A 12,074-nucleotide genomic window follows, 5' to 3' on the forward strand; every position below is an offset into this window, starting at 1 on the left:
TAATAAGGCACTTCCAAATATCTCCTTTAACACGCTTTCTGTTTTCAATATTTTTCAGTACCTAAGTAATAATAAGGTAATGCAAAACTCATTCTTATTGGCACAAACCCAAAATGAACCTGTCAGTACAATGCTTGATCAAGCAGACACGTCGCAAGCATTGTCAAACGACTCTACAGACGTTGTGAAACCCGATTATGCATTTGCTCTTCAGTTAGCGTCGGTTAATTCGGAGCAAGGCCTTGCTTCAACATTAAAAAAAATGGCTAAACGAGCACCCAGTATTTTTCAGGGAAAACCGATACTCAATGTTGAAGTCGCTGATGTAAATGAGCATACCTACTATCGACTTAAATTTGGTGGCTATAAATATTTGAAGAATGCCAAAGCTGACTGTGAAGCGATTAAGCGACAAGGTATTGATTGCTGGGTTAGCAACTACACTGACAACCGAATTTATTTTTAGCGTCAAATATTCGCGATAAAGGTGGCATTTTTATTGCTATGATTTAAGTCTGTTTTTTAGAATTGACGTCACCATGCATTTTTCTATTTTTTCTAAATATCTATTGATAACCATCAGCTTAACTGCTTTGACAGCATGTATGATGAGCCAAGAGCAAGCTCAGCCAGCTTACACTGAGCCGCAAGTTCAGCAATTTGCTGCCGAGTGGCAAAAGCAACAGCCGAGCATTGAGCGCCTTTCAGCCATGGAAAAAGACCTTGCGTTGTTAATCGAAGTGCTGTCAGCTAATAGTGATTTAACCGCAAAGCCATCACAATTTGAGCCACAAAATGATGTGATTATTCATCAAAGCGAACAAACGCAAGCGCAGCAAACATCATCAACAGATTCACTTGAGGCGATTATTGCAGCAAATAAAGCCGCTGAAGCGGGCGTGCAATTAGGTTTATATTTAACGCCGAAAAAAGTTAGTTATCAGGTCTTAAAGCTCAAACGTGATTATCCTGCTGCTTTAAATGACCTTGATTTTCGTTTTAAAACACGAGAGCAAAAAGGCGTAACCTTGTATGGATTAAGGGCTGGTCCATTTGAAAATTATACTCAGGCTACAGCATTTTGTGAGATAGCGAAAAGAATGGGGCAAACCTGTGTGACGGCACCATTTATTGGAGAGATGCTATAACCGCTTATTTAACAACAGAAGGGAATTGACCCTTCTGATAAACCATTCGATCCCTCAAAAAAATTAGCTACATCAGCCTACACAATTAAATCATTGTCTGAATGCAACGCTAGCTTATTGGTATTTTAGAAGTGACATGTTCTTATTATCACGCTTCGGCTTTTCATAATAATCACATCAACAATAATACTTAGGCATAATTATTGCTTTGTACTTACTAAGTTTAGTGAGGATGGCAATTATGCGCCTGTTATTTTATTCAGTTTTTTTAGTGTTGGTGGGTTGTAGCTTAACTGAAGAGCCACAAAAAACGCCCCCTAGAGAAACCCCAAAATCGCCGATGGCACCTTATACGGTGCATCAATACGTTGCTGATTTAAGTAGTCAGCTTAGCCGTATTCAAGGCCCTTACAAAGGCAATGCACGTATTGCTGTGACCAGTTTTTATATGGCTGATGGCTTAGGTACTGATTTAGCAGAAGATCAGGGCAGTGGCTTGAGTCAGCAAATTCAAGAAAGTTTATTAACGCAATTTACTCAGCTTGGTTTTCATACCATTGAGTATCGATTAGAAAATACTTTAAATTTGCAGCAATCGGCCGATAGTGTACTTAGTCGTGATGTAAATACCTTACGTCAACGTCAGAATATTGACTTTGTTATTACCGGCACACTGACGCGGCAACAACATGCCTACATAGTAAATGCCCGATTAGTGAATACCAAAGATCTGCGAATTGTGTCAGCAGCAAGCACTGAGATCCCTATCAATGTAATGTGGGGCGCTGAAAAAGTTCAGCAACGTGATGGCCAGTTGTATCGAAGCGAATATTAAGAGGAACTCATTTAATGAAACGTTTAATTTTAACTATATGTTTGCCGTTTGGCTTTGGTTGCTCGTCAATGTTAACTGGTGATGCAACACAACACGAAAATGATCCTCAATTAGCTGCGCAAAGAGAAGTTGCCGCGCCGCATAGTAATGACAGTGTGTTTCAAACCAATCAGGCGGTAATGAATAACAGCACTTTTACAGCAGCCCCAACACGTAAGAATATCAATCACTATGTGCGTGGCATCATGCAAGACTTAGTTGAAAACTTGCAATATGTTAGTGATAACACACCAGTTGCTGTTTCAAGCTTTGTGTACCTTGATGCAGATTACAACTCAACAAATTTGCTAGGTAATCAAATTGCCGAAAGTTTTATTCATGAACTTCACGCGTTTGGTGTGCCTGTCATTGATTTTAAAACCACGGATTATATGCGTGTCACGCCTAGTGGTGATTATGTTTTCAGTCGTGATTATTTAGAGCTAAGCCAAGATCAAAACTTCAATTATGTTTTGGCAGGTACTTTGGTTAATCATCAAAGTGGTGTGCTCGTGAATGCGCGTATTGTTGGCTTAGCAAGCAAAGCGGTTGTTGGGTCGGCGCAAGGCTTTATCCCACAGTCAGTGGTTGATGCCCTGGATAGTACTAATCGAAGTGATGGCATTACACTAAAACAAGCAAGTGAGTAAGCTATGAAAGGTTTTATCTTCGCATCGTTAACGCTCGTGCTTTCTGGCTGCCAATTGCTGCCAGAGCAATCAGCAGAGCCGCAAAATACAGCTCAACATGCACCGGCATCAGCAAGCACTCAAGTCGATTACGTTGCTATGCTGCAAGTGCTTGAACAAAAAGATATGCAGCAGGATAACGCTAACCATCGCCTGTTTGTGCCTTATCAACATCATAAAACCGTTGTTAATTATGTCGAGCAAATGGCGCTTGAGTTAGTGGATACCATGCAACAAGAAAGCGATTTAGGTATTGCCATTACCACTTTTGTGGATTTAGATGCGAGCTTAAAAACCAGCTCTCAGCTTGGTAACCAACTTGCCGAATCAATGATGTATCAGCTGCAAAAATTTGGCTTTGGCGTTGTGGATTTTAAAGCGATGGATGTCATTACTGTAACCTCACATGGTGATTTTGTGATGTCGCGTGATGTAGAAGAGTTAGCTGAGCGTCGCATTGCTAGCCATGTACTCACAGGCACGCTGATATACCGCCCTAATGGAGTTGAAGTGAATGCCCGAGTAATTAATTTAAACTCAAAGCTGGTTATTGCCAGCGCACAAAAAGTGATCCCATATTTTGTGCTAAAACATGAGTCAATCCAATCAGCAACAGCTCGCGTTAACTAGCCTCATTATTTTGCCAATCGGCTTACTCACAAGTCGATTGGTTTATTCTCTTGATTACCAAAGCCTTAGACCGTTATAATTTTTACGTAAGCTACAAGCTACAAGCTACAAGCTACAAGCTACAAGCTACAAGCTACAAGCTACAAGCTATAAGCTACAAGCTATAAGCTTTACTTCAGCTTTCGAGTGGCCTCTTAGTTAAATGGATATAACGGCCCCCTCCTAAGGGGCAGTTACAGGTTCGATTCCTGTAGGGGCTACCAAGTTTCTCAGCAACCCCAATTAAATTAACCCGTTACTTTTTCAAGCTCACCTGTGCGCCATGGTTCAATGATGATTTTGATATGGTCGTTTGGTTTAAATAACGTATCGAAGGCACCTTGTACGCCGTCGATGCCGACTTTACCAGTGCGCATTTTTTGCCATGCAATTTTGCCTGACGCGATGTTCTCAAGTGATTGTGCAAACTCTTCTGGCTGGTAGTAATAAGAGAAAATAAGGTCTAACTCTTTTACTGTGGCATAGGCAAAGTTAACGTTGAGTGGCGCGGTATGTACACCTGTTACAATGATTTTTGCTTTTGCTGGCGCACGTAAAATGTAGTCGTTTAATAAACGGCTTACACCGGCACATTCAAAAATAACCACCTTGTTATTACCCGCAAGTGCTGCGGCTTTAGCGACTTCATCATCAACCATAGGGTTAACATATTCTGTAGCGCCAAATTCAAGGGCAATTTGTTTTTTGCTCTCTTGTGGATCGGAGGCAACGATGTGTTTTACGCCCTGAAGCTTTAACGCGGCAATTGCAGCAAGGCCAATTGGGCCACAGCCAACGACAATGGCTACATCATCATTATTCATTTGTGCGCGGTTTACTGCGTGTAGGCCAACGGCAAGAGGCTCTGTAATGGCTGCTGCTTCTGATGGAACAGCATCAGGAATAGGTAATAGCAAGGCTTCATCAACAATAAAGTATTCAGAATAGGCACCATATAGCCCAGGGGTTACACCTACGCCAGCGCCGCCAGCTGAAAGTAAAATAGGCACTGAAGTGACACGAGTACCTGTCGCTAATTCGCCTTTTGTATTGGGGCCGTAGCTAACGATTTCAGCCGCATATTCATGGCCTAATAACACTTCTTGGTCATCGCCAGCATCTTTTGCCATGATGCCGAGGTTTTTATAGATATCGAATACATCGCTGGTGTGGCGAGTTATATGAATATCTGAACCGCAAATACCGCAAGCTAGGCTTTTTACCAGTACTTGACCGGGTCCAGGAGTAGGGATATCAATTTGTTTTACATGCAGCTTGCCATTTTGCATGGCAACAGAATTCATTTGGCTCATATGTGTGTCCTCTGTGAATGTGAAGGAAGTCCTTCATCGGTATTCTCTACACTAAGTCATAGTGCTAGTGAATATCTTGACTTTTTACGACAGAAATAGAACAAATTGCGCCAATGAGAGGCTTATACAGGGGCTAAGGGTTATTAAGTTGAGCCGCTTTTAATAATTGGCCAAAAATACAAAAGGGAGCAACAAGGCTCCCTTTCTTTAAGCTGCAAAGTGCTTTTCTAAATCGTCAGAGCCACCAATGTGCTCACCGCCAATGAATACTTGCGGCACTGTTTCACGACCTGAAATCGCTTTTAAACTCGTTAATGATGCGTTTTGACCTAATACGATTTCTTCATACACATACCCTTTTGCATCTAGTAGCGCTTTAGCTTTTGTACAGAATGGGCAATTAGGTTTGGTAATAATGCTCACTGATTCTGGTTTTACTTGTGCAGGGTTGATGTAATCAAGCATGGTATCTGCATCCGACACCTCGAATGGGTCGCCTGGCTTTTGCGGCTCAATAAACATTTTTTCGATAACGCCATCTTTTACAAGCATAGAATAGCGCCAGCTACGCTTACCAAAACCTAAGTCGTTTTTATCGACTAGCATACCCATGCCGTCAGTAAATTCGCCGTTGCCGTCTGGCAATAGGGTAATATTTTGCGCTTCTTGGTTTTGTGCCCACGCATTCATTACAAACGTATCGTTTACAGAAATACAAACAATCTCATCAACACCGTTTTGTTTAAATACAGCAGCTAGCTCGTTATAACGTGGTAAATGAGTTGATGAGCAAGTTGGTGTAAATGCGCCAGGTAATGCAAACAGCACAACCGTCTTACCTTTAAAAATTTCGTCAGTGGTTATTGATTTCCACTGCTCGTCTACACGTGTTGCGAATGTAACGTTTGGTACTTTTTGGCCTTCGATATTGTTTAACATTGTTTTAATTCCTCTTGATTTGTTGATTGCCATTATGCGATTTAATTTATGATAGCTCCAATCGTTTGTTTGTATTAGTATGATAGGTAAAAGCTATTGGTGGTGTGGTATGAATTTAAAAGACTTCGAATATGTAAAAGCGGTGGCACAATATAAGCACTTCAGAAAAGCAGCCGATGCCTGTTATGTCAGCCAGCCGACACTGAGTGGGCAAGTTAAAAAGCTTGAACAAGAGCTGGGAGTGATCATTTTTGACCGTTCTACAAAACAGGTTACGTTGACTGTGCAAGGTGAGCAATTACTTAAACAAATCACGCTGATCCTAGAACAAACTCAAGTGCTGAAAGAAATTGCCGCAAGCTCACACGACCCTCTAAAAGGGAAAATAAATGTGGGTATTATTCCAACTATTGCACCTTATTTACTGCCAACACTCCTAACCTCGATGAAGCAGGCCTTTAGTGAAACCCAGTTTTCATTTATTGAAATGCAAACAGCGCAAACGCTGGTGGCGCTGGATAATGGTGAGATTGATATTGCAATTGTTGCAGATGTGGCAGGCTTGGCACCGTATCATGTGTCGCCACTTTATAAAGAAGACTTTTTAGTCGCAGTCTCTGAGCAGCATGCTTTAGCAAAACACGCTGAAGTTGCTTTAGCTCAATTGCATGAATGTGATTTATTAATGTTAAACGAAGGGCATTGTTTTAAAGAGCAAGCCGAGCAATTTTGCTTTTCTGCTGGGGTTGAAGTTTCGAACCAATATAAAGGAAATAGTATAGAAACCTTACTCGCGCTGGTGGCAATGGATGATGGGGTAACTTTTGTTCCTAAGCTGGCATGCACACCACGTGAAGGGGTGAAGTATTTAGCTATCTCACCAAACCAGCAACGCCAAGTTGTTATTGCAACACGCAAGCATTACCCGCACATAGCCGGTGTAGAGCAATTAGCCCGTTGGCTAAATGCTCATGAAGGCTTACAAGCTCATTTACTTGCTAGCAGCTAATTCAACAATATCGTTTATTTGAATATTAGGCAGTGGTTGCTTATCAATACTCATGGCCACTGCTGATTGCTGATAAAGCTGAGTCACTTTTACTTGATTAAGTGTAGTGATTTTATGGGGGAGTTTATTACCCTGTGCATCCGTTAAGTAGTTATGATGCGCAATGTTTAAAACCTCTCCCTGTTCAAGGCCGTGAGCCTTCCCTAGGTTAATGATCAGTCTATCGTTTTCGATATGCAGTATCTTACCTTGCGTGGGCAAGCAGGCCATGGCGGCTTGTAAGTCATAGGTTAGGGTTTGGTTTATATCACTAATAGCTTGGCCATAATCGGTTGCCCAAAATCGGTCGCTGTAAACATCGATGATCTCGGTTTTTTTGTATGGCCAAATGCCTTCTGTTTGATAGCTTTTCTGCCAAAGTTTTTCGTAAGTGGTGCCATCAAATAATACATAATCCACTTTGTACGCACGCTTGAAACTATCATCTTGCCAAAATGCATAGTCATTGTTGATCTTATGATTAACCGATAAATCACGAATACGGCTCAGTAATACATATTGCGAATTACTGCGGCTAGTGATCTCCTCAAGTAGCGCATTACTGTAATCGTATTGCTGAGTGAAAAAATGGTCTACTCGCAGCGGCATATTGTAATAGGCTGTCGGTTTAGCCGCCATTTGGGTATTACCTAAGCTGGCATATAAGTGCTCACTGATGGCTTTATTTACGTCAAAAATTTGGCCCATACGCGCTTGCTCGCGATTGGCAAGTTGGCTTTGTGTTACGGCAATAAATTTGGTGTATTGGTTTGCTGGGCATTCTTCAGCTTGAGCAAAAATATCGAGGCGAAGCGTGATGGCATAGGTGTCGTTATGGCGGTCTTCGCTGATCAATTCTATTTTTTGGATTTCACCGTGGCTGCTTATTTTCAGTTGATCTTGTGTCAAAACCCCGTCAACTAGAGTCTGAACAGAGCTTACTCGAGCGCCAGAAAACACTAAAGCCTGAGTTATGGCATCTTTAATAGCGGCAGATTTGGCTTGGCTTGTATCGCCATTTTTCACAACCGCATGGCCTGTAGACTCAAACCACTGAGCTAAGCTATTGTTAGAAAACAAAATTGTAAAGGCTAAGCCAAGACCTTTTAAGCTGGCTATTGTTTTATTTTTCATGCTGACACCTAGCATTAAAACCAATGAATAACCTAAATGAGCAAGGACTGTACCACAGTGGCATTAAACGTGCATATTTGTAGCCAAAGAGTTTTAAGCGGAAGCAAATTATGCGAGCACTTCTATTCGGTGGGCTGGTTGCCTGCGCAGCATTGACCGGCTGCAGTAGTATTTTTGATAAACATGTAGAATACACTTACATTGAGCCAGATAGCTACCCAGTGCTTAAAGCAGTGGGGTATGCACCAATTAGTGCTCAACCAGGTAGCAATGAATCGCAGCGTACTTTACTTGCGATTAAAGCCTCAAAGCTTGAAGCGTATCGCGAGCTTGCTGAGCAAGTTTACGGGCAAAAAATTTCCGCAGGCACCACAGTACAAAACAGTGTTGCTCATAACGATCAATTACAAAGCCAAGTACAAGGTGTGATCAAAGGGGCGCAGGTTATTAAAACCTACGCAGTAGGGGATACCTACGCAACTGAATTACAGCTTGATATGAAACGAGTACACGACTTATACATTGGTGAAGTAAAGCCACGCCAAGTGAAAAAAGTAACGTATTATTAGCTGCAACTTAGTCTAGCTGTAACCTAAAGACTTGCAGCATAAGTTCAGCAAATTCTGCGAGCATTAAAAAAGCGCGACAACTCATTAGGTATCGCGCTTTTTTAATGGAAATGACATTTAGGCTTTCAAGTTGTGAACGATTTTCTTATCGCCTTGAATTACGCTGCCACCTTGGTCGTAGGTCATCGATGATGGAGCGCCAATTAAAATATCTTTAAGTTGCTTAACACTTAGCTGTGCTTGATGAGCCGCATGGGCGTTTACATCGTTTTTCTTTTTGCAGCTAGTCAGTAGGGTGTTTACTTGTTTGATAAGTGCACTTACTTCGTCATCTTGCGATTCGTTGTGTGCAACAAGTTTTTGGACGTCTTTATCAATTGTTTGAATTTGCTGGAGCAAAGAGATTTTTTGTTGGGCAATACTCTTTAATCCTTCGCCACGCTTTGCAGCAATGGCTGTCAGTTCATCATCTAAAAGCGCAGCAATAGACTCCAAGCACGAAACTTGTTGTGTTAGTTTGCTAGCAATTAAATGATTATGATCAGCCATACACATCAAACTCGAATGCGGCGATGTTCTTCGCTAGTTTTTCAGCATCAATTTGGTATTTACCTTCACTGATTGCTTTTTTCAGCTCAGCAACTTTGTTGCTGTCGAAGCCTGATGACTGCTCAGCTTTTTCTTGCAAAGATTTAAGCTGTCTAGCTTGAGGAGTTAAGCTCACAGAATCTGCACTTGCTTTTGGTGCGGCCGATTTCGCAGCGGCTGCATTAGCATTATCTTTTTGTAAATCAAGCTTTTTTTGCTTGGTATTTGTCAACACAGAAGTTTGTTGTTGACCATTATTGACATTGCTTACCATAATTTTGACCTATACATTACCCAACATATGCCTTTATATCGGCGGGCACAGCGGATACTTTAGCATAAATATAAAAAATTAAATATTTACTTGTACAGACTCGACCCCATCCACACGTGCATTTAATACTTTACCTGATTTTTTGTTTTTTACACGTACTAATTCGTCTAACGTACCATCTTCTAAAGCAATTCCAGTGGTTTTAATTCTCAAACCGCCTAACGAAGCATAAATAGTAACGTTATCGCCTTTACAAACCATACAAACTTGGCTCATAACAATAGGTGTGCCATCACGTAAATTGCGCTTACTGCGACTACCAATGAGTATAGTCTCATCTTGTACATATTGCGTTCTGACAAATTGTTTAGGTTTCATTTCTAGGCGCAAGTGCTCTGCTCGAATAACCTCGCCACGTGCTAAATTAGTGGTAACAACAACCACAGGTTCGAGCTCTATAATGCGAACGTGAACGTATTGGGTCCAACTATTTAAGTCTTGGCACTTAAGTTGTACAGTTACCTGCCGATTAAAAGGAGGCTCTGTCGGTAACTCTTTGTTTATTGGTGACTCACACAGTCTCTCTGGAATGCGACCATCTAATGGTAAAGCACTAATTTGCGGTGTGGTGTCCAGATCAGGGAGCTGTTCACTAACAAAATCGACAGCGATTTGTTGAAGTTGCTCGTTATTATAAACTTCAGCCTGTAGTTGTGTTGCAAACAACAGGCTAGTAAGAAAATAAAAAACACTGTATCTTCGGCTTTTTTTTAACAAACTCATATTGTTTCGACTATGCTTATTGTTGAAAACAAGGTATAAATATTTTGCGTCAAAAAACAGACGCTTCGTAACCTTATGTAGCTTTAACACAAAGAAGGCAATTATTGTTCCAGCTCTGATTGTTTATCTTTAGGAGATTGAAATGGCAGGCATTTTAGACTCAGTTAACCAGCGTACTCAGTTGGTTGGGCAAAACCGCCTTGAATTACTATTATTCAAACTCAGAGGGCGACAACGCTTTGGTATCAACGTGTTTAAAGTAAGAGAGGTTCTGCAATGCCCACCACTTACTAACATGCCAAAATCAAATGCGTACATTCGTGGTGTTGCGCATATCCGTGGTCAGACTATCTCAGTGATTGATTTATCGATGGCTGTGGGTGGCCCTGCAATCGAAAACATTAAAGACAGTTTTATCATCATTGCCGAGTATAACCGTTCAGTGCAAGGTTTCTTAGTTGGCGGTGTTGAACGTATCGTTAATATGAACTGGGAAAAAATAATGCCACCACCATCAGGTGCTGGTCGTTATTCATACCTAACAGCAGTCACAGAAATTGAAAACGAGTTAGTTGAAATTCTTGACGTTGAAAAAATCTTAAATGAAATTTGCCCAGTGAACACCGAAGTGAGTGCTGAGGTTGTTGGTGATGGCGAAATTCAGCGTGATTTAGGCGAGCGTATCGTCTTTATTGCAGATGACTCTGCGGTCGCTCGAAATCAAGTGAAACGAGCGCTTGAACCGTTAGGTGTGCAAACTGAGCTTGCTAAAAACGGTAAAGAAGCATTATTACGTTTACGCGAGATTGCTCAGCTGGATTGTAAAAATGATATCACTGAGCGCGTTGGCTTATTGATATCAGATGTAGAAATGCCAGAAATGGATGGTTATACACTGACCGCCGAAATCAAAGCAGATCCAAAATTATCACCTTTACATGTGATCTTGCATACCTCTCTAAGTGGGGTATTTAACCAAGCAATGATTGAAAAAGTAGGTGCCGATGATTTTATTGCAAAATTTAACCCAGATGAATTAGCAACAGCTGTGAAAAAGTGGGTTCATTGTGATTAATTATTTATAGGTGGTATTACTTTGGAAAATAAGCATTTACAACAAAGCGAATACGATCAATTCCGCTCTTTCTTAGAGCAACAATGTGGCATCGTGCTTGGTGACAACAAACTGTATTTAGTTAAAAGTCGTCTTGCACCGCTGATGGCTCGCTTTAATGTTGAGTCATTATCACAGTTGGTAAGTAAAACTTTAAGTCCTCACGAGAGGCAGCTTCGTGCCGCTGTGGTTGATGCGATGACCACCAATGAAACGCTTTGGTTTCGTGATCAATACCCGTTTGAATTATTGAAAACTAAGCTGTTTCCTGAGCTTAAAGATGTGCGTAGGCCACTTAAAATATGGTCAGCGGCAAGTTCATCAGGGCAAGAGCCGTATTCAATTGCCATGTCGGTTGCCGAGTTTCAGTCTAAAAATCCGGGAGTATTAAAAATGGGTGCGCAAATAATTGGCACTGATATTTCTAATACCATGCTTGATATGTGTAAAAATGCTGAGTATGACGCCTTGGCACTTGCTCGCGGTCTGTCGATGGAAAGACGTCAAAAATTCTTTAAAGACAGCGGCAATGGAATGGCTCAGGTTATTGACCCAATAAGAAAAATGGTCAGCTTTAGACATTTAAACTTATTGGATTCATACGCTTTAATGGGCAAGTTTGACATTATATTCTGCCGCAATGTGTTGATTTACTTCTCACCGGAAGTAAAAGCGAAAATCATTGCACAGTTTGCGCAAGCTTTAAACCCAAAAGGCTACCTGTTTTTAGGTGCGTCAGAGTCAATGGCGGGCTTAAGTGATAGCTTTGATATGGTTCGTTGTAACCCGGGTATCATCTATCAGAAAAAGTAAACTCTCCTTAGCAACCTAGTTCTTAGGTTGCTAAATAAACCTATTTTTCAACATCTTATATAATTAAAAATCACTCTTTATTTTTGGCTTACCTTTTGCATTATCCCCTGTAGAGTCAA

General features: G+C 41.1%; 15 protein-coding genes and 1 tRNA gene. 10 read left to right on the forward strand and 6 right to left on the reverse strand.

Annotated features, from left to right (window positions below; translation table 11 throughout):
• The first annotated feature begins 79 nt into the window (after positions 1–79).
• The 6 genes from C2M25_RS14545 (at position 80) to C2M25_RS14570 (ending at position 3,604) form a co-directional block, all read left to right on the forward strand.
• Complete coding sequence (locus tag C2M25_RS14545) at positions 80–466, forward strand: SPOR domain-containing protein (RefSeq protein WP_063706482.1); 387 nt, start codon at positions 80–82, stop codon at positions 464–466.
• 73 nt (positions 467–539) lie between these two features.
• Entirely contained in the window at positions 540–1,148 is a 609-nt protein-coding gene (locus tag C2M25_RS14550) for an SPOR domain-containing protein (RefSeq protein ID WP_105181424.1), read from the forward strand.
• Between the two features lie 241 nt (positions 1,149–1,389).
• On the forward strand, positions 1,390–1,983 hold the full coding sequence (locus C2M25_RS14555) for a FlgO family outer membrane protein (RefSeq protein ID WP_055020737.1): 594 nt from the start codon (positions 1,390–1,392) through the stop codon (positions 1,981–1,983).
• 14 nt (positions 1,984–1,997) lie between these two features.
• Positions 1,998–2,672, forward strand: a complete 675-nt coding sequence (locus C2M25_RS14560) for a FlgO family outer membrane protein (RefSeq protein WP_105181425.1) — start codon at positions 1,998–2,000, stop codon at positions 2,670–2,672.
• A 3-nt stretch (positions 2,673–2,675) separates the two neighbouring features.
• Positions 2,676–3,341: a FlgO family outer membrane protein gene (locus tag C2M25_RS14565; RefSeq protein WP_063706495.1), complete on the forward strand. Its 666-nt coding sequence runs from the start codon at positions 2,676–2,678 to the stop codon at positions 3,339–3,341.
• A gap of 188 nt (positions 3,342–3,529) precedes the next feature.
• A tRNA-Arg gene (locus C2M25_RS14570) sits at positions 3,530–3,604 on the forward strand.
• Between the two features lie 24 nt (positions 3,605–3,628).
• Here C2M25_RS14570 and C2M25_RS14575 read toward each other — a convergent pair.
• Positions 3,629–4,693 (reverse strand): zinc-binding dehydrogenase, encoded by a 1,065-nt coding sequence (locus C2M25_RS14575; RefSeq protein ID WP_063706497.1) that lies wholly within the window; start codon positions 4,691–4,693, stop codon positions 3,629–3,631.
• A 207-nt stretch (positions 4,694–4,900) separates the two neighbouring features.
• A complete protein-coding gene (locus tag C2M25_RS14580; protein WP_063706499.1) occupies positions 4,901–5,632 on the reverse strand; it encodes a glutathione peroxidase in 732 nt (243 codons plus the stop codon).
• 109 nt (positions 5,633–5,741) lie between these two features.
• Between C2M25_RS14580 and C2M25_RS14585 the strand changes: the two genes are divergently transcribed.
• Positions 5,742–6,641, forward strand: a complete 900-nt coding sequence (locus C2M25_RS14585; RefSeq protein ID WP_063706501.1) for a LysR substrate-binding domain-containing protein — start codon at positions 5,742–5,744, stop codon at positions 6,639–6,641.
• Here C2M25_RS14585 and C2M25_RS14590 read toward each other — a convergent pair.
• On the reverse strand, positions 6,624–7,814 hold the full coding sequence (locus C2M25_RS14590; protein ID WP_063706503.1) for a flagellar assembly protein FlgT: 1,191 nt from the start codon (positions 7,812–7,814) through the stop codon (positions 6,624–6,626). The genes C2M25_RS14585 and C2M25_RS14590 overlap by 18 nt on opposite strands.
• Before the next feature lie 110 nt (positions 7,815–7,924).
• Between C2M25_RS14590 and C2M25_RS14595 the strand changes: the two genes are divergently transcribed.
• Entirely contained in the window at positions 7,925–8,383 is a 459-nt protein-coding gene (locus tag C2M25_RS14595) for an LPP20 family lipoprotein (RefSeq protein ID WP_063706505.1), read from the forward strand.
• 117 nt (positions 8,384–8,500) lie between these two features.
• Here C2M25_RS14595 and flgN read toward each other — a convergent pair whose 3' ends face one another.
• The 3 genes from flgN to flgA all read right to left on the reverse strand — a co-directional run bounded on the left by flgN (position 8,501) and on the right by flgA (position 10,028).
• Positions 8,501–8,932: a flagellar protein FlgN gene (gene flgN, locus C2M25_RS14600; RefSeq protein ID WP_063706507.1), complete on the reverse strand. Its 432-nt coding sequence runs from the start codon at positions 8,930–8,932 to the stop codon at positions 8,501–8,503.
• A complete protein-coding gene (gene flgM, locus C2M25_RS14605) occupies positions 8,925–9,245 on the reverse strand; it encodes a flagellar biosynthesis anti-sigma factor FlgM (RefSeq protein WP_063706509.1) in 321 nt (106 codons plus the stop codon). Before flgM ends, flgN begins: the two co-directional genes overlap by 8 nt.
• Before the next feature lie 78 nt (positions 9,246–9,323).
• Complete coding sequence (gene flgA / locus C2M25_RS14610) at positions 9,324–10,028, reverse strand: flagellar basal body P-ring formation chaperone FlgA (protein ID WP_105175248.1); 705 nt, start codon at positions 10,026–10,028, stop codon at positions 9,324–9,326.
• Between the two features lie 142 nt (positions 10,029–10,170).
• Here flgA and C2M25_RS14615 point away from each other — a divergent pair, with 142 nt between their 5' ends.
• Positions 10,171–11,103, forward strand: coding sequence for a chemotaxis protein (locus C2M25_RS14615; protein WP_063706513.1), 933 nt, complete (start codon positions 10,171–10,173; stop codon positions 11,101–11,103).
• 21 nt (positions 11,104–11,124) lie between these two features.
• The gene (locus C2M25_RS14620; protein WP_063706515.1) at positions 11,125–11,955 is read left to right on the forward strand and encodes a CheR family methyltransferase; all 831 of its coding nucleotides are present in this window, start codon (positions 11,125–11,127) and stop codon (positions 11,953–11,955) included.
• The last annotated feature ends 119 nt before the right edge of the window (positions 11,956–12,074 follow it).

The sequence above is a fragment of the Pseudoalteromonas sp. T1lg21 genome (assembly GCF_002964625.1).
GTDB lineage: Bacteria > Pseudomonadota > Gammaproteobacteria > Enterobacterales > Alteromonadaceae > Pseudoalteromonas > Pseudoalteromonas gelatinilytica.